This is a genomic window from Ghiorsea bivora, assembly GCF_000744415.1.
Taxonomy (GTDB): domain Bacteria; phylum Pseudomonadota; class Zetaproteobacteria; order Mariprofundales; family Mariprofundaceae; genus Ghiorsea; species Ghiorsea bivora.
In genome coordinates this window covers 1-14,512 of the sequence record NZ_JQLW01000008.1, presented here as the reverse complement: position 1 = coordinate 14,512, position 14,512 = coordinate 1, and the positions used below count along the sequence as shown (strand labels likewise).

Here is a 14,512-nt window from a genome sequence, read left to right as displayed (position 1 = left end):
TTAAATCTTTTAACAATCTTACTTATGCAGCTTCGTCAACCAACTCAGTGCCATTTGCCTTAACATTTTCAACCAATTCAATCAATGCCATCGGTGCTGCATCACCAACACGGATACGTGTTTTGATAATACGTGTATAACCACCTGGACGCTCTTTAAACGCCTCAGCCACATCACCAAATAAGTGATCAACAATTGGACGGTAACGTAGTTTAGACAATGCCTGACGACGTGAATGTAAGTCACCTTTTTTGCCAAGTGTAATCAACTTTTCAACATAGGGCTGAACCGCACGAGCTTTAGCTTGTGTAGTTTCAATCTTACCATGTTCCAACAAAGCTGTTGCTAAGTTTGCTAATAGTGCACGACGGTGTCCTGATACAAGACCCAGCGATGTGCGATGTTTGCGATGTCTCATCGTGTAATTCCTCTTTAACTCTCTTCAACTGTCTCAACAGCAGACTCAGAAGTCCAACCATCAAGCTCCATACCCAACTCAAGACCCATACTATCAAGAACCAATTTAATCTCAGTTAATGATTTACGACCAAAGTTTGGTGTGCGCAACATCTCTTGCTCTGTACGTTGAACAAGGTCACCCACATAAAATACATTATCACTTTTCAAACAATTCATTGAACGAACAGAAAGGTCTAAGTGATCAATAGGTTGACTTAACAAGTCTGCAACATTATCACCTTCATCTTCTGTTGCCGTATCATCTTCAACCACATCAAAATCAACAAATACGTTTAATTGCGCTTGCAACATGGCTGCAGCAGCACTGATTGCTTCTTGCGGACCAATTGAACCATCAGTATCAACTTCCATAATCAATTTATCATAATTTGTCTTTTTACTAACACGCGCATTTTCAACACGCATAGCAACACGACGAATAGGTGAATATGAAGCATCAATCAAAAGGAAACCTTTTGGTCTATCATCTTCTTCCCTATCTTGAGCAGGGTCATAACCACGACCTTTTTCAACAATAAATTCAGCTTTGATTTTTCCATCATCATTAAGATGTGCAATAACCAATTCAGGATTAAGAATTGTAACACCTGCAGGACACTGAATATCTGCAGCAGTAACTACAGCAGGACCAGACACATCAAGACTTAATGTTTCGGCAACATCACCAGTCATATGAACATCAAGATCTTTCAATGTTAAAATCATGTCGACAACGTCTTCACGAACACCACTAATAGAGTCAAATTCGTGCATAACACCATCAAAAGAAACAGATGTTACTGCTGCACCAGGCAATGATGACAACAACATTCTGCGGAGACCGTTACCAATCGTTGTACCAAAACCACGTTCAAGAGGTTCAAATACGATTTTGGCGGAACGACCTGCAACCATCTCTTCAATGGAAATAGAACGCGGATTAATAAGTTCCATACTGTTTAAACCTCAAAACCTTATTTAGAATACAGTTCAACAATAAGTTGTTCGCGAATACCCGCATCCAACTGATCACGAACTGGCAATTCACGGAAAACACCTTGGCGCTGTTGCAAATCAACATCCAACCACTCAGGTAAACCTTTTTGACCTGCAGCATCAGCTGCAGCAGTCACACGTAAATGTTCTTTAGCTGCATCAACCAAAGAGATGCGATCACCAGCTTTAACACGGTAAGATGGGATATTCAAAATAGCACCATTTACCTGGATTTGCTTATGACGAACCACTTGACGTGCTTCAGTACGTGAAGATGCAAAACCCATACGGTAAACAACATTGTCCAAACGGCTTTCTAAAAGCTGCAACAATGTAGTACCGGTAATACCAGTCATTTTATCTGCATCTTTATAATAACGCAAAAATTGTTTTTCTTGCAAACCATAAATACGCTTAACTTTTTGTTTTTCACGCAACTGTACACCATAGTTGGATACTTTTACGCGACGGCCTTGACCGTGCATTCCAGGAGGGAAAGGACGCTCTTCCATTGGGCATTTAGCCGAATGACATTTGGTTCCTTTCAAGAAAAGTTTTTCACCTTCACGGCGGCAAAGACGACACTTCGCTTCTAAATAACGAGCCATGTTATACTACTCCTAAACCCGACGACGTTTCGGCGGACGACAACCGTTGTGTGGAATTGGTGTTACATCACGAATAGACGTGACATTTAAACCTGCAGCGGCAATCGCACGCATAGCAGATTCACGACCAGAACCCGGACCTTTCACCAATACTGAAACATTTTTTACACCATGATCCATGGCTTTAACTGCTGCTTCTTCAGCTGCAACCTGAGCCGCGAACGGTGTACTTTTACGCGAACCTTTGAATCCTGCGCCACCACTGGTTGCCCAGCTAATAGTATTGCCTGAATCATCAGTAAACGTGATAATTGTATTATTAAAAGAAGCTTTAATGTGTGCTACAGCGTTAGCAATATTCTTGCGAACGCGCTTCTTAGTGCTTTTTGGTTTAGCCATTATTCAACCCGACCTTACTTCTTCTTACCCGCAACTGCCCGACGAGGACCTTTGCGTGTACGTGCATTTGTTTTACTTTTCTGTCCACGAACAGGTAGACCCTTACGGTGACGCAAGCCACGGTAACAACCTAAATCTGTCAGACGTTTAATATCCATCAAGACTTCACGGCGCAAATCACCTTCAATCTTGTAATCTGCGTTTAACAAATTACGAATATTATCAACCTGTTCGTCAGTTAATGCATTAACTCGAGTATCAGGGTCAATGTTTAACTTTTCTAAAATTTCTGACGCGCGAGACGCACCTACACCAAAGATGTAAGTAAGCGCAACTACAACGCGTTTTTGTGTTGGTATATTTACACCAGCAATACGAGCCATTTATGCCACCTTCTTAGCAAGAGTCATAATTAACCCTGACGCTGCTTATGACGTGGGTTTTCACATATAATGCGAACCACGCCTTTGCGTCGAATTACTTGACACTTCATACACATTTTCTTTACAGACGCACGAACTTTCACAGTACGCCCTCCATCTTCACCCACAGCATAAAGCTGCGGTTATTTTTCACGGTAGCTAATGCGACCGCGACTCAAATCATAAGGTGAAATATCTACCTTAACTTTGTCACCTGGCAAAATACGAATATAATACTTACGCATCTTACCAGAAATCGTACACAAAACTTCATGACCATTTTCAAGTTTAACCTTGAACATTGCGTTTGGTAGTTTCTCAACCACCTCACCAGCCATTTCAATAATATCTTCTTTAGCCATGTTATCCTTTAACCACTCGCTCTAGAGAGGCGTAAACCTCATCCATGCCAGCTTCGGCATCCACTTTACTAAACACATTGTCATCACCATAAAAATCAAGCAGTGGTGATGTTTGATCCGCATAAACTTCAAGACGCTGTGAAATAACTTCTTCAGTGTCATCTGTTCTCTGATAAAGAGAACCACCACACTTATCACATTGCCCCTCAATTTTGGGTGGCGAATAATGCCGATGAAATCCAAAACCGCAAGCACTACATGTTAAGCGCCCTGTCAAACGTTGCAAAAGCGCCTCTTTTGAAGCATCCATGAAGATAACATGGTCAATTTTCAAGCCATGTTTTTCCAACATTTCATTCAAAGCTACTGCTTGAGCAACATTACGCGGAAAACCATCCAGTAAAAAACCATTTACAGCATCATCTGCAATAATACGTTCCTCAATCAGGCCGATAACCAAATCATCCGTCACCAGCTTGCCTGCATCCATAAAGGCCTTGGCTTTTAATCCGAGCTCCGTCTTCTCAGAAACAGCTGCCCGTAACAAATCACCCATAGCCAAATGAACAATACCAAACTGCTCAGCTAACTTAGCACCCTGTGTTCCTTTACCAACCCCTGGAGGCCCAAAGAGAATGATATTCACTAGCGACGCTTCAACTTGGCTTGTTTCATCATGCTCTCATATTGACTACTCATCAAATGAGACTGAATTTGTGCCATCGTATCCATCGTTACAACCACAATAATCAATAGACTTGTTCCACCAAAATAAAAGGGTACACCATAAAGACTAATCAAAGCTTCTGGCAACAAACAAACCAATGTCACATAAATTGCACCAACAACAGTGATACGGGTTAAAACAGAATCAATATATTTTGCTGTATTCTGACCAGGTCGGATACCGGGCACAAAACCACCTGCTTTTTTCAAATTATCTGCAGTATCCTTAGGGTTAAAAACAATAGCCGTATAAAAGAAGCAGAAGAAGCCCACCAAACCACTAAACATCAATAAGTATAACCACTGACCTGGGGCCATTAAGGCAGCAATGTCACCAATCCACTCAAAATTAGGTGAATCTTTGGTAAACTGCGCAAATGTAGCAGGCAAAAGAATTAAACTTGAAGCAAAAATAGGTGGTATTACACCTGCCGTATTAATCTTCAAAGGCAAAAATGAGGCTTTGCCGCCAAACATTTTATTGCCAACTTGTCGCTTGGCATACTGTACAGGAATTCGGCGCTGTGCACGCTCAAACCAAACCACCAAATAAGTCACTACGAGCACCATAATCAAAATGCCTAGTACCGCTAATGGCTGAAACTCACCAGTCCGTGCCAATTCCAAAGTACCACCGATTGCACTTGGTAGACCTGCAACAATACCAGCAAAGATAATCAATGAAATACCATTACCAATACCCCGCTCAGTAATTTGCTCTCCAAGCCACATCAAAAATATTGTACCTGAAACCAATGTAATCACTGTAATAATTCTAAAGTCCATACCTGGATCAATCACCACAGGTCGACCACCAACTGAGAAAGATTCCAGACCGATAGACATACCTATTGCCTGAAACACGGCTAGGAATACTGTACCATAACGGGTGTACTGTGTGATCTTACGTCGTCCAGCCTCACCTTCTTTCTTCAACTGCTCAAGCTTAGGAGACACCACTTGCAACAACTGCATAATAATTGATGCCGAAATATACGGCATAATACCCAGTGCAAAAATGGTTAAACGCGATAACGCGCCACCTGAAAACATATCAAATAAACCCAAAAGAGAATTTGATGTTTGTTCAAAAAACTGAGCCAGTACTTGTGCATCCATACCAGGCACAGGAATATGTGCACCAATACGATATACAATCAACATACCCAAGACGAATAAAATCCGCTGTTTTAGCTCTCCAGACTTACCAATATTGGCAAGCCCTCCCAGTTGTGGTTGTTGCATCTGTTAGGCCGAAACCGCTACAGAGCCACCAGCTTTTTCGACTTTAGCGGTCGCTGCTGCTGACGTTTTTGCTACTGAAACTGTTAACTTGACTTCACAGTCACCTGATGCCAAAAGTTTTACAGGGTCAACAGCGTTACGAATAAGACCAGCTGCGTACAATGCTGCTGCATCCACAGTCGAACCTGATTCAAAGCTATTCAGCTGACCCACATTAACCAATTGAAAGGTATTGCGTGAAAGCGGTGTAAACCCACGTTTTGGAAGACGGCGAATCAAAGACATTTGACCACCTTCAAAGCCGCGCATAACGCCGCCGCCAGAACGTGATTTTTGACCTTTGTGACCACGACCACCAGTTTTACCATGGCCTGTGCCAATACCGCAACCTAAACGCTTACGATTGCGACGCTGACCTGCATTTGCTTGAATATTATTTAATTTCATGTTCGTCCCCGAATCCTTTCCTTAAGACTCTTGAACTTCAACAACAAGGTGACGTACTTTATTTAGCATGCCACGCGTTGAAGCAGTGTCTTCAAGCTCTACCACTTGATGCATACGACGAAGACCTAAGCCACGCAGTGTTGCATTTTGATCTTTAGGGTATCCAATACCACTTTTGATCTGACGAATTTTAAAAGTTTTCTTAGCCATTATATATACCCTCTGACTTAAGAAGCTTTGCCGCGACGAGCAGCAACTTGTTCCGGGCTTTCAAGGTCTTTCAAACCATTCACTGTTGCACGAACAACATTGATAGGGTTACGTGAACCGTGTGCCTTAGTCAAAATATCACGAATACCAACAGCTTCAATCACTGCACGAACTGCAGCACCAGCAATCACACCAGTACCTTCTGTCGCAGGTTTAAGCATCACACGTGATGCATCTTGAATACCTGTTGTTTGATAAAAAATTGTACCATCTTTACGAGGTACAAAAATCAAAGATTTGCGTGCAATTTCATTTGCTTTACGAATTGCTTCTGGCACTTCTTTCGCTTTAGCGTAACCAAAACCAACATGCCCATCACCATCACCAACAACCATCAAAGCTGCAAAACCAAAGCGACGACCACCAGCTACAACCTTAGCTACGCGGTTAATGTGAACGAGCTTTTCAGTTAGCTCAAGTTCTTCTGCATTAATCATTCAAAATCTCCTAGAACTTCAAGCCAGCAGCACGAGCTGCTTCAGCCAATGCCTGTACACGGCCATGATAAGGATACGAACCACGATCAAAAGCCAAGTTAGACAATTTTTTCTCTACAGCGCGTTCTGCTAGAAGTTTACCAACAGCTTCAGCACCTTCACGACCACCGCCGTTTTTGATACTTTTATCCAAGCTTGATGCTGAAACTAGCGTTGCACCTGCTGCATCATCAATAATTTGAGCATAAATATTTCTCGAAGAACGAAAAATACTAATACGTAAACGACCAGATGCCTTTACTTTAGCACGTACGCGTCTTTGACGGCGTACTGCTGCATTGTTTTCATAACGTTTTACTGCCACTTTGAAACGTCTCCTATCCTATCAAGCCTGATTAAGCCCGTTTACCTTCTTTCATTGCTACATACTCATCTGCATAACGTACACCTTTACCTTTATAAGGCTCTGGTGGACGGAAAGCACGAATTTCTGATGCAACCTGACCAACTTTCTGTTTATCAAAACCAGAAATAATAATGTTTGATTTCTCAACCTTAGCTTCGATACCTTCTGGAATCGGATAAAGAACAGGGTGCGAAAAACCTAAAGACAAATCAAGGTTTTTACCTTGTACTTTTGCACGGTAACCAACACCGCGAAGCTCCAAAGTTTTCTCAAAACCTTTGCTCACACCAATAACGTTGTTCGCCAATAGGGCTCTAGCTAGACCAAAGTTACCTTTCATCTTCTTGCTGCCAAAATCAGCACAAGAAAGTTGAACTTGATTACCTTCAACTACAGCTGTAATACCTTCAAACAATGGAGAGTCCATTGAAGCTTTAGGGCCTTTTGCTGTAATACTGTTTGCGTTTACCGTGATTTCAACACCAGCTGGGATTGAAACAGGTTGTTTACCTACACGAGACATATCAATCTACCTCTAAAATACTGTACAAAGAACTTCGCCACCAATGTTTTTGGCACGAGCATCTTTGTCAGTCATAAGACCTTGTGAAGTACTAATTACAGCAATACCATAACCATTACGTACGCGAGGCAACTCTGTTGCTGGTGCATACACACGACGACCTGATTTTGATACACGTTTAATTTCACGAATAACAGGTTGTCCTTCGTCATCATAACGAAGTGTCAAACGCAAATAGCGATGACCTTTATAGTTATAAGGCTTGCCGCCTTGAATATAACCTTCTGCTTTCAGAATTTGAGCAATTGAAACCAAGGTATTACTACCTGGCATTTCAACCTTCTCAAGGCCTGCTTGTTGAGCGTTGCGAATGCGGGTTAACATGTCCGCAATACGATCCATCATCATAAACTTATCTCCTACCCAATTACCAGCTTGATTTCTTCATGCCTGGAATTTCACCAGCTAGTGCATGTTTTCTCAAGCAGATACGACACATACCAAATTTACGATATACAGAATGCGGACGACCACACAACTGACAGCGCGTATAACCACGAACCTTAAATTTCGGCGTACGGTTACTTTTAACAACCAATGCTTTCGTTGCCATTAAAAGCTCCTCTAGTTACGGAAAGGCATACTAAATTGCTTCAACAGCGCACGCCCTTCGTCATTTGTCTTCGCAGTAGTACAAATTGTAATGTCCATACCACGAATTTTATCAATTTTATCATAATCAATTTCTGGGAAAATGATTTGCTCTTTTACACCCAAAGTGTAGTTGCCACGTCCGTCAAAAGCCTTCGGGCTTACACCACGGAAGTCACGAATACGAGGCAAAGCAATATTCACCAAACGGTCGAAAAATTCCCACATGCGCTCACCTCGAAGCGTTACACGACAGCCAACTGGCATATCATCACGCAACTTAAAGTTTGCAATTGATTTTCTAGCCTTAGTCACCACTGGTTTTTGACCAGAAAGCGCTGACATATCACTTAAAGCACCATCCAACAACTTGCGGTTTTGCGAAGCTTCACCACAACCCATATTGATTACAATTTTTGTAATCGCAGGTACTTCCATTACGTTTTTATAACCCAACTCTTTAATGAGCGCTGGTTTTACACGTTTATTATAATCTTCTTTCAAGCGTGCCATTGCACTACTCCTACTTATCCAGCACTTCGCCACATTTGCGGCAAGTGCGAACTTTACGACCATCTTCCAATGTTTTAGCACCCAAACGAACGCCAGCGTCACATTTAGGACATACAAATTGTACATTAGAGATTTCTAACGGTGCTTCACGCTCTACAATACCACCAGAGCTGTTTTGTGTTGGTTTCGTATGACGCTTAACCATGTTTACCTTAGCAACAATGATTTTACCTTTTTCTGGCAAAACACGTGTAACATTACCTCGGGCACCTTTATCACGACCAGTAATGACCACAACTTCATCACCACTGCGAATACGATAATTTACGTTCGTAGACATCTTATATCCTCTTATCTATTACAGAACTTCTGGTGCAAGAGAGATAATTTTCATATATCCCTTAGCACGAAGCTCACGAGTTACTGGGCCAAAGATACGGGTGCCGATTGGCTCGCCTTGTTTATTCAACAACACAGCGGCATTCTCATCAAAACGAATCGAACTTCCATCAGGACGACGGAATTCTTTCGCCACACGCACTACAACAGCACGTTGAACTTCACCCTTCTTCACTTTGCCGCCAGGAATAGTTTCCTTAACCGCAACTACGATTACGTCACCAACACTTGCATAACGACGCTTAGAGCCGCCCAATACTTTAATGCATGTCACACGACGGGCACCAGAGTTATCTGCTACTTGCAGAACTGTTTCAGTCTGAATCATCTAATAACTCCTAAAGTTGTTCAGCACGAGTAATAACAGCATCCATTATCCAAGTCTTACGACGTGACAATGGGCGACATTCGGAAATGCGAACTGTATCACCAATGTTACAAGTATTCTCTGCATCGTGAGCCATATATTTTTTATGTGCACTCACTGTTTTACGGTATCGCGCATGTAAAAAACGACGCTCAACTTCAACAATAATAGTTTTATCACCTTTATTGCTGACAACAACACCCTCTAGGGTGCGCTTATTACTACTTACTTCACTCATCTCTATAACCCTCTTAGCGACGCTCAGCCAAAATTGTCTGAATACGCGCTATCTCACGGCGATTCGATGTAATTTTGCTTGTTGCATTCAACTGCATAGTAGCCTTTTGGAACCTAAGCTTCATACCTTCAGCAGCCAATTCATCCATCTTTTCTTTCAATTCTGCGTCTTTCAATTCACGCAATTCTTTTGCTTTCATCGTCCAACTCCACGCACAACAATCTTAGTACGAATAGGAAGCTTAGAAGCTGCACGCTCAAGTGCTTCTCTAGCCAATGTTTCATCAACACCGTCCATTTCAAAAAGCATACGACCTGCACGTACTGCAGCAACCCAATACTCTGGAGAACCTTTACCTTTACCCATGCGAACTTCCGCAGGTTTCTTCGATACTGGCAAATCAGGGAACATACGAATCCATACGCGACCCTGACGTTTAATATGACGTGTCATCGTAATACGAGCAGCCTCAATTTGACGCGCAGTAATACGACCTGGCTCCATTGCTTTAATTCCAAAATCGCCGAAATTAAAATCCACACCACGAGTAGCTTTGCCGCGAATGCGTTGAAGCTCTTTATGGTGCTTACGCCACCGAACTTTCTTTGGTTGTAACATAACTCATAGTCTCCGTTATGCGTTCGCAGCTTCGCTTACGCCAAGCTTCTCGCCGTTAAATACCCAAACCTTAACGCCAATAATACCATAAGTAGTCTTGGCTTCAGCGACACCGTAATCGATGTCAGCACGCAATGTATGCAAAGGCACACGACCTTCACGATACCATTCCATGCGAGCAATATCAGCACCACCTAAGCGGCCTGAACAGTTGATACGAACACCTTTTGCACCCATGCGCATAGCACCTTGCACCGCACGTTTCATCGCACGACGGAAAGCAACACGACGCTCCAATTGGAAAGCAATGTTTTCTGCTACCAATTGAGCTTCAGCTTCAGGGCGTCTAATCTCAACAATATAAACTTGTACTTCTTGCCCAAACTGACGTAACAACTCAGAACGCAATGCTTCAATTTCAGAACCTTTGCGGCCAATAATTACGCCGGGGCGCGCAGTATGCACAGTTACTTTCACTTTACCAGCAGGTCTTTCAATCACGATACGAGATACACCCGCATGTTTCATTCTAGCCTTGATATATCTACGCATTTTGATGTCTTCACGAAGAAGTGAACCAAAATCTTTATCTGCTGCATACCAAACTGATTCCCAACCACGGGTAATACCAACTCGGAAACCAATTGGATTGACTTTTTGTCCCATTCCAGAACTCCCTTAACTACGTTCGCTCACAGCCACTGTTACATGACTATGACGATGAAAACGCTGGCGCATACGACCCATACCTTTTGGACGGTAACGCTTCAAAACTTCACCTTGGTCGACTGTGATTGTTGAAATCAACAAATTATCCACATCCAAACCATTGTTTTGCTCAGCATTGGCAACCGCAGACTTCACAACTTTCTCAATTACACGCGCCGCTTTCTTAGGCGACAATGACAATGCGGCTAGTGCACGATCAACTGGCAACCCACGAACAGCATTTGCAACTGTACGAACTTTTTGTGCGCTAATATGTGCATTTTTATGCATCGCACGTACTTCTACAGACATAACCACTTACCTCTTCCGTGCTTTTTTGTCAGCACCGTGACCATAATAAGTACGCGTTGGCGAAAACTCACCCAACTTGTGACCCACCATGTTCTCAGAGACAAAAACAGGGATAAACTTGTTACCGTTATGAACAGCAAAATTCAAACCTACAAAATCAGGTGAAATTGTAGAACGACGTGACCAAGTTTTGATCACACCTTTTTTTCCATTCTCGACAGCAGCCAAAACTTTCTTTTCAAGAGAAGCTTCAATGTATGGACCTTTCTTTAATGAACGCGCCATGTGCTACCTCACTTCTGATTGCGACGACGAACAATATCACGATTCGAAGTCTTATTCTTTTTACGGGTCTTACGACCCTTGGTTGGAACACCCCAAGGCGTTACAGGGTGACGACCACCTGATGTACGCCCTTCACCACCACCATGTGGATGGTCAACTGGGTTCATAGCCACACCACGCACATGAGGACGTTTCCCCAACCAACGCGAGCGACCAGCTTTACCAATTTTTTGGTTTGAATGATCAGCATTACCAATCACACCAACACTTGCCATGCAACGTAAATCAACACGGCGAAACTCACCTGATGGCAACTTCAAAATAGCCTTGCCATTTTCTTTACCCATCAATTGAACTGAAGCACCTGCAGTACGCGCCATTTGACCGCCCTTGCCTGGTTTCATTTCAACATTGTGCAACATTGTACCCACACGGATATTACCTAATGGCAATGCGTTACCTGGACGAATTTCTGCTTCAGAACCTGAAACAACTTTGTCACCAGCGCGCAACCCTTGTGGTGCCAAGATATAACGCTTATCGCCATTTGAGAAAACAACCAACGCAATATGCGCTGTGCGATTCGGGTCATATTCAAGGCGCGCAACCTTACCTTCAATTCCTTGATTGTCACGTTTAAAATCAATCAAGCGATAAAGGCGCTTATGTCCGCCACCACGGTGACGAGAAGTGATGCGACCATTGTTGTTACGACCGCCCGATTTTGTAAGACCTTCAGTCAAACGTGCTTCTGGTGCACCTTTGTACAAATCAGGATTTACAATCGCAACGCGTCCACGAACACCATTGGTCATTGGTTTCCAAACTTTAATTGCCATGTCTTATGCCTCTTCCGCTACTTCTAGCGACTGGCCTTCAACCAAACGCACAATAGCTTTACGATAACCAGAGCGAGTTCCTGTGTGAGCGCCGCGACGCTTTTCCTTGCTAGGCAAGTTCACAACTTGAACCTTTTCAACTTTAACTTCAAAAATAGCCTCAACAGCTGCTTTTACTTGAAGCTTTGTTGCATCTGGTGCTACGCGAAATGTGTATTGGTTCGCATCGCTAGTAGCTTTATAGCTCTTTTCAGTAATTACAGGCTTATGGAGCGTATTAAAGTGATGATATTTTGCGTTCATCCTTCACCTCCCAAGCGTTTTTCTAAGTTTGACAATGCATCTTCAGTCACAACCAAGTGATCGAATTTTAACATGTCATGTAAATTCATTTGACCATCCAGCACAACTTTGCTCAACGGCACGTTACGACCAGAAAGTTCTACTTCATTATTGCTTTCAGCCAAGACAAATAAACCTGACTCAACTTTAAGTGCATCACGCACAGCAATAAATGATTTGGTCTTCGCTTCTTTCAATTCAAGCTTATTCAATACAATCAAACGACCTTCACGCAATGCATCAGACAAAACCAAAGCTGTTGCTAAGCGACGTTCTTTTTTATTGATACGCGTATTGTAATCATGTGGTTGCGGACCATGTGCCGTACCACCATGACGCATTTGCGCTGCACGTGTTGTACCTTGACGCGCACGACCTGTACCTTTTTGTTTGAATGGTTTTTTACCACCACCAGAAACATCAGCTACAGTTTTTGTGCTATGCGTACCAGCGCGTTGCGCTCTAGCCAAAGCACTATACACGCGATGAACCAAACCATTATCTGCTTCTAAGCCGAAAACGTTCGCATTCAAATCACGAGAGCCGACTTCTTTGTTGTTTTGATCAACAATCTTAACTGCTGTCACCTTATGCTCCCTTCACCGCAGGACGAAGCTCAAGCAAACCGTTCTTAGCACCAGGTACAGCACCTTTCACTAGAATACGATTTTGTTCTTCATCAATGCGAACAATTTCAATATTTTGCGTCGTAATACGCTTGTCGCCATAATGACCAGGCATTTTTTTACCAGGGAATACGCGACCAGGCCATTGGCACTGACCCGTTGAACCCATTTGACGATGTACTTTTTCAGCACCATGTGTTGCACGCTGACCACCGAAGTTGTAACGCTTCATCACACCCGCAAAACCGCGACCTTTTGATGTACCTGAAATATCAAGCTTTTGGCCTGCTTCAAACAATGCTGCAGTCAAATCTTGACCCAGCTCCAATTCAGGCTCTGCGGCAGTTCTAAATTCCATCAAGCCACCCATAGCTTCTTGACCTTGACGTGCATAATGACCTTGCACACCACGAGAAACTACTTTCTTAGCTTTTCCGAAACCTACTTGCACAGCGTTGTAACCATCTTTAGCTGATGTGCGCAAAGAAATAACTTTGCACGGTTCAACATTAAGAACAGTTACAGGAACAACTGAACCATCTTCAGCGAAAACCTGTGTCATACCCGCTTTACGGGCAATTAAACCTGTACTCATGACAACGCCCCTTAAAGTTTAATTTCAACATCGACGCCAGACGGAAGGTCTAGCTTCATCAACGCATCCACAGTTTGTGGTGTTGGTTTATCGATGTCTAATAGACGCTTATGCGTCCGAATTTCAAATTGTTCACGCGAATCTTTATATTTATGCGGTGAACGAATCACGCAGAACTTACGGATTTTTGTTGGAATCGGAATAGGACCCCGAACTGTTGCTCCAGTACGTTTTGCTGTTTCTACAATGTCTTGAGCGCTTTTGTCCAAAATTCTATGGTCAAAAGCCTTCAAGCGAATACGAATAGTTTGAGTTGACATGTATACTCTCGAATTACTTGTTAATATCAGTTACAACGCCAGCGCCAACTGTGCGTCCACCTTCGCGGATAGCAAACCTAAGCTCTTTATCCATTGCGATTGGTGTAATCAATGTTACGTCCATAGCGACATTATCGCCAGGCATTACCATTTCAGTGCCTTCAGGCAACTTAACAGAACCAGTCACGTCAGTTGTACGGAAGTAAAACTGTGGACGGTAACCGTCGAAGAATGGTGTGTGACGACCACCCTCATCTTTGTTCAAAATATATGCTTCAGCTTTGAACTCAGTGTGTGGTGTGATTGAACCAGGCTTAGCCAATACTTGACCACGCTCAACGTCTTCACGTTTGGTACCACGTAACAATGCGCCAATGTTGTCGCCTGCTTCACCACGAT

The 14,512-nt window shown here is 42.9% G+C and carries 31 protein-coding genes; all 31 read right to left on the bottom strand.

The window, feature by feature from the left end; translation table 11 throughout:
• Nucleotides 1-22 precede the first annotated feature (22 nt).
• Nucleotides 23-418: a 50S ribosomal protein L17 gene (gene rplQ, locus DM09_RS05935; protein WP_038248657.1), complete on the bottom strand. Its 396-nt coding sequence runs from the start codon at nt 416-418 to the stop codon at nt 23-25.
• A gap of 14 nt (nt 419-432) precedes the next feature.
• Nucleotides 433-1,413 (bottom strand): DNA-directed RNA polymerase subunit alpha, encoded by a 981-nt coding sequence (locus DM09_RS05930; RefSeq protein ID WP_038248654.1) that lies wholly within the window; start codon nt 1,411-1,413, stop codon nt 433-435.
• A 20-nt stretch (nt 1,414-1,433) separates the two neighbouring features.
• Nucleotides 1,434-2,063: a 30S ribosomal protein S4 gene (rpsD, locus tag DM09_RS05925; protein ID WP_038248651.1), complete on the bottom strand. Its 630-nt coding sequence runs from the start codon at nt 2,061-2,063 to the stop codon at nt 1,434-1,436.
• A 12-nt stretch (nt 2,064-2,075) separates the two neighbouring features.
• Entirely contained in the window at nt 2,076-2,462 is a 387-nt protein-coding gene (rpsK, locus tag DM09_RS05920) for a 30S ribosomal protein S11 (RefSeq protein ID WP_038248648.1), read from the bottom strand.
• A 14-nt stretch (nt 2,463-2,476) separates the two neighbouring features.
• Nucleotides 2,477-2,845 carry a 30S ribosomal protein S13 gene (gene rpsM, locus DM09_RS05915; RefSeq protein ID WP_038248646.1) on the bottom strand — a complete coding sequence of 123 codons (369 nt, stop codon included), beginning with the start codon at nt 2,843-2,845 and terminating at the stop codon, nt 2,477-2,479.
• 29 nt (nt 2,846-2,874) lie between these two features.
• Entirely contained in the window at nt 2,875-2,988 is a 114-nt protein-coding gene (gene rpmJ / locus DM09_RS11370) for a 50S ribosomal protein L36 (protein WP_081881118.1), read from the bottom strand.
• 39 nt (nt 2,989-3,027) lie between these two features.
• Nucleotides 3,028-3,246, bottom strand: coding sequence for a translation initiation factor IF-1 (gene infA, locus DM09_RS05910; RefSeq protein WP_038248644.1), 219 nt, complete (start codon nt 3,244-3,246; stop codon nt 3,028-3,030).
• Nucleotide 3,247: 1 nt separating this feature from the next.
• Complete coding sequence (locus DM09_RS05905; RefSeq protein WP_038248641.1) at nt 3,248-3,892, bottom strand: adenylate kinase; 645 nt, start codon at nt 3,890-3,892, stop codon at nt 3,248-3,250.
• Nucleotides 3,892-5,217: a preprotein translocase subunit SecY gene (secY, locus tag DM09_RS05900; RefSeq protein WP_038248639.1), complete on the bottom strand. Its 1,326-nt coding sequence runs from the start codon at nt 5,215-5,217 to the stop codon at nt 3,892-3,894. The genes DM09_RS05905 and secY overlap by 1 nt, the downstream gene beginning before the upstream one ends.
• Nucleotides 5,218-5,220: 3 nt before the next feature.
• Nucleotides 5,221-5,664, bottom strand: coding sequence for a 50S ribosomal protein L15 (gene rplO, locus DM09_RS05895; protein WP_038248636.1), 444 nt, complete (start codon nt 5,662-5,664; stop codon nt 5,221-5,223).
• A gap of 21 nt (nt 5,665-5,685) precedes the next feature.
• Complete coding sequence (gene rpmD, locus DM09_RS05890; RefSeq protein WP_038248634.1) at nt 5,686-5,874, bottom strand: 50S ribosomal protein L30; 189 nt, start codon at nt 5,872-5,874, stop codon at nt 5,686-5,688.
• A gap of 17 nt (nt 5,875-5,891) precedes the next feature.
• Entirely contained in the window at nt 5,892-6,371 is a 480-nt protein-coding gene (gene rpsE, locus DM09_RS05885) for a 30S ribosomal protein S5 (RefSeq protein ID WP_038248632.1), read from the bottom strand.
• Between the two features lie 10 nt (nt 6,372-6,381).
• Complete coding sequence (gene rplR / locus DM09_RS05880; RefSeq protein WP_038248630.1) at nt 6,382-6,735, bottom strand: 50S ribosomal protein L18; 354 nt, start codon at nt 6,733-6,735, stop codon at nt 6,382-6,384.
• Between the two features lie 31 nt (nt 6,736-6,766).
• On the bottom strand, nt 6,767-7,300 hold the full coding sequence (rplF, locus tag DM09_RS05875) for a 50S ribosomal protein L6 (RefSeq protein WP_038248627.1): 534 nt from the start codon (nt 7,298-7,300) through the stop codon (nt 6,767-6,769).
• Between the two features lie 12 nt (nt 7,301-7,312).
• Nucleotides 7,313-7,708, bottom strand: coding sequence for a 30S ribosomal protein S8 (gene rpsH / locus DM09_RS05870; protein WP_038248623.1), 396 nt, complete (start codon nt 7,706-7,708; stop codon nt 7,313-7,315).
• 19 nt (nt 7,709-7,727) lie between these two features.
• Nucleotides 7,728-7,913: a type Z 30S ribosomal protein S14 gene (locus tag DM09_RS05865; protein WP_038248620.1), complete on the bottom strand. Its 186-nt coding sequence runs from the start codon at nt 7,911-7,913 to the stop codon at nt 7,728-7,730.
• An 11-nt stretch (nt 7,914-7,924) separates the two neighbouring features.
• Nucleotides 7,925-8,464, bottom strand: a complete 540-nt coding sequence (gene rplE / locus DM09_RS05860) for a 50S ribosomal protein L5 (protein ID WP_038248618.1) — start codon at nt 8,462-8,464, stop codon at nt 7,925-7,927.
• A 10-nt stretch (nt 8,465-8,474) separates the two neighbouring features.
• Entirely contained in the window at nt 8,475-8,804 is a 330-nt protein-coding gene (rplX, locus tag DM09_RS05855; protein WP_038248616.1) for a 50S ribosomal protein L24, read from the bottom strand.
• Between the two features lie 18 nt (nt 8,805-8,822).
• Nucleotides 8,823-9,191 (bottom strand): 50S ribosomal protein L14, encoded by a 369-nt coding sequence (rplN, locus tag DM09_RS05850; RefSeq protein WP_038248613.1) that lies wholly within the window; start codon nt 9,189-9,191, stop codon nt 8,823-8,825.
• Nucleotides 9,192-9,201: 10 nt separating this feature from the next.
• Nucleotides 9,202-9,468 (bottom strand): 30S ribosomal protein S17, encoded by a 267-nt coding sequence (rpsQ, locus tag DM09_RS05845; protein ID WP_038248609.1) that lies wholly within the window; start codon nt 9,466-9,468, stop codon nt 9,202-9,204.
• Nucleotides 9,469-9,481: 13 nt separating this feature from the next.
• Complete coding sequence (gene rpmC / locus DM09_RS05840) at nt 9,482-9,667, bottom strand: 50S ribosomal protein L29 (RefSeq protein ID WP_038248607.1); 186 nt, start codon at nt 9,665-9,667, stop codon at nt 9,482-9,484.
• Nucleotides 9,664-10,086 carry a 50S ribosomal protein L16 gene (rplP, locus tag DM09_RS05835; RefSeq protein ID WP_038248605.1) on the bottom strand — a complete coding sequence of 141 codons (423 nt, stop codon included), beginning with the start codon at nt 10,084-10,086 and terminating at the stop codon, nt 9,664-9,666. Before rplP ends, rpmC begins: the two co-directional genes overlap by 4 nt.
• Before the next feature lie 15 nt (nt 10,087-10,101).
• Complete coding sequence (gene rpsC, locus DM09_RS05830; protein ID WP_038248603.1) at nt 10,102-10,752, bottom strand: 30S ribosomal protein S3; 651 nt, start codon at nt 10,750-10,752, stop codon at nt 10,102-10,104.
• 12 nt (nt 10,753-10,764) lie between these two features.
• Nucleotides 10,765-11,106: a 50S ribosomal protein L22 gene (rplV, locus tag DM09_RS05825; protein WP_038248602.1), complete on the bottom strand. Its 342-nt coding sequence runs from the start codon at nt 11,104-11,106 to the stop codon at nt 10,765-10,767.
• A 6-nt stretch (nt 11,107-11,112) separates the two neighbouring features.
• Nucleotides 11,113-11,391 (bottom strand): 30S ribosomal protein S19, encoded by a 279-nt coding sequence (gene rpsS, locus DM09_RS05820; protein WP_038248601.1) that lies wholly within the window; start codon nt 11,389-11,391, stop codon nt 11,113-11,115.
• A gap of 8 nt (nt 11,392-11,399) precedes the next feature.
• Entirely contained in the window at nt 11,400-12,230 is an 831-nt protein-coding gene (gene rplB / locus DM09_RS05815) for a 50S ribosomal protein L2 (protein WP_038248600.1), read from the bottom strand.
• A gap of 3 nt (nt 12,231-12,233) precedes the next feature.
• The gene (gene rplW / locus DM09_RS05810) at nt 12,234-12,533 is read right to left on the bottom strand and encodes a 50S ribosomal protein L23 (protein WP_038248598.1); all 300 of its coding nucleotides are present in this window, start codon (nt 12,531-12,533) and stop codon (nt 12,234-12,236) included.
• Nucleotides 12,530-13,159: a 50S ribosomal protein L4 gene (gene rplD / locus DM09_RS05805; RefSeq protein WP_038248596.1), complete on the bottom strand. Its 630-nt coding sequence runs from the start codon at nt 13,157-13,159 to the stop codon at nt 12,530-12,532. The genes rplW and rplD overlap by 4 nt, the downstream gene beginning before the upstream one ends.
• Before the next feature lies 1 nt (nt 13,160).
• Nucleotides 13,161-13,793 (bottom strand): 50S ribosomal protein L3, encoded by a 633-nt coding sequence (gene rplC / locus DM09_RS05800; protein WP_038248593.1) that lies wholly within the window; start codon nt 13,791-13,793, stop codon nt 13,161-13,163.
• An 11-nt stretch (nt 13,794-13,804) separates the two neighbouring features.
• Complete coding sequence (rpsJ, locus tag DM09_RS05795) at nt 13,805-14,113, bottom strand: 30S ribosomal protein S10 (RefSeq protein ID WP_038248590.1); 309 nt, start codon at nt 14,111-14,113, stop codon at nt 13,805-13,807.
• 13 nt (nt 14,114-14,126) lie between these two features.
• Nucleotides 14,127-14,512: EF-Tu C-terminal domain-related protein (locus DM09_RS05790; RefSeq protein ID WP_038248587.1), on the bottom strand; the 386-nt coding region annotated here is incomplete at its 5' end.

What these genes read in the sequence shown, in the direction of transcription:
- rplQ (WP_038248657.1), bottom strand. Translation starts at nt 418, where the DNA reads ATGAGACATCGCAAACATCGCACATCGCTGGGTCTTGTATCAGGACAC.
- DM09_RS05930 (WP_038248654.1), bottom strand. Translation starts at nt 1,413, where the DNA reads ATGGAACTTATTAATCCGCGTTCTATTTCCATTGAAGAGATGGTTGCA.
- rpsD (WP_038248651.1), bottom strand. Translation starts at nt 2,063, where the DNA reads ATGGCTCGTTATTTAGAAGCGAAGTGTCGTCTTTGCCGCCGTGAAGGT.
- rpsK (WP_038248648.1), bottom strand. Translation starts at nt 2,462, where the DNA reads ATGGCTAAACCAAAAAGCACTAAGAAGCGCGTTCGCAAGAATATTGCT.
- rpsM (WP_038248646.1), bottom strand. Translation starts at nt 2,845, where the DNA reads ATGGCTCGTATTGCTGGTGTAAATATACCAACACAAAAACGCGTTGTA.
- infA (WP_038248644.1), bottom strand. Translation starts at nt 3,246, where the DNA reads ATGGCTAAAGAAGATATTATTGAAATGGCTGGTGAGGTGGTTGAGAAA.
- secY (WP_038248639.1), bottom strand. Translation starts at nt 5,217, where the DNA reads ATGCAACAACCACAACTGGGAGGGCTTGCCAATATTGGTAAGTCTGGA.
- rplO (WP_038248636.1), bottom strand. Translation starts at nt 5,664, where the DNA reads ATGAAATTAAATAATATTCAAGCAAATGCAGGTCAGCGTCGCAATCGT.
- rpmD (WP_038248634.1), bottom strand. Translation starts at nt 5,874, where the DNA reads ATGGCTAAGAAAACTTTTAAAATTCGTCAGATCAAAAGTGGTATTGGA.
- rpsE (WP_038248632.1), bottom strand. Translation starts at nt 6,371, where the DNA reads ATGATTAATGCAGAAGAACTTGAGCTAACTGAAAAGCTCGTTCACATT.
- rplF (WP_038248627.1), bottom strand. Translation starts at nt 7,300, where the DNA reads ATGTCTCGTGTAGGTAAACAACCTGTTTCAATCCCAGCTGGTGTTGAA.
- rpsH (WP_038248623.1), bottom strand. Translation starts at nt 7,708, where the DNA reads ATGATGATGGATCGTATTGCGGACATGTTAACCCGCATTCGCAACGCT.
- DM09_RS05865 (WP_038248620.1), bottom strand. Translation starts at nt 7,913, where the DNA reads ATGGCAACGAAAGCATTGGTTGTTAAAAGTAACCGTACGCCGAAATTT.
- rplE (WP_038248618.1), bottom strand. Translation starts at nt 8,464, where the DNA reads ATGGCACGCTTGAAAGAAGATTATAATAAACGTGTAAAACCAGCGCTC.
- rplX (WP_038248616.1), bottom strand. Translation starts at nt 8,804, where the DNA reads ATGTCTACGAACGTAAATTATCGTATTCGCAGTGGTGATGAAGTTGTG.
- rplN (WP_038248613.1), bottom strand. Translation starts at nt 9,191, where the DNA reads ATGATTCAGACTGAAACAGTTCTGCAAGTAGCAGATAACTCTGGTGCC.
- rpsQ (WP_038248609.1), bottom strand. Translation starts at nt 9,468, where the DNA reads ATGAGTGAAGTAAGTAGTAATAAGCGCACCCTAGAGGGTGTTGTTGTC.
- rpmC (WP_038248607.1), bottom strand. Translation starts at nt 9,667, where the DNA reads ATGAAAGCAAAAGAATTGCGTGAATTGAAAGACGCAGAATTGAAAGAA.
- rplP (WP_038248605.1), bottom strand. Translation starts at nt 10,086, where the DNA reads ATGTTACAACCAAAGAAAGTTCGGTGGCGTAAGCACCATAAAGAGCTT.
- rpsC (WP_038248603.1), bottom strand. Translation starts at nt 10,752, where the DNA reads ATGGGACAAAAAGTCAATCCAATTGGTTTCCGAGTTGGTATTACCCGT.
- rplV (WP_038248602.1), bottom strand. Translation starts at nt 11,106, where the DNA reads ATGTCTGTAGAAGTACGTGCGATGCATAAAAATGCACATATTAGCGCA.
- rpsS (WP_038248601.1), bottom strand. Translation starts at nt 11,391, where the DNA reads ATGGCGCGTTCATTAAAGAAAGGTCCATACATTGAAGCTTCTCTTGAA.
- rplB (WP_038248600.1), bottom strand. Translation starts at nt 12,230, where the DNA reads ATGGCAATTAAAGTTTGGAAACCAATGACCAATGGTGTTCGTGGACGC.
- rplW (WP_038248598.1), bottom strand. Translation starts at nt 12,533, where the DNA reads ATGAACGCAAAATATCATCACTTTAATACGCTCCATAAGCCTGTAATT.
- rplC (WP_038248593.1), bottom strand. Translation starts at nt 13,793, where the DNA reads ATGAGTACAGGTTTAATTGCCCGTAAAGCGGGTATGACACAGGTTTTC.
- rpsJ (WP_038248590.1), bottom strand. Translation starts at nt 14,113, where the DNA reads ATGTCAACTCAAACTATTCGTATTCGCTTGAAGGCTTTTGACCATAGA.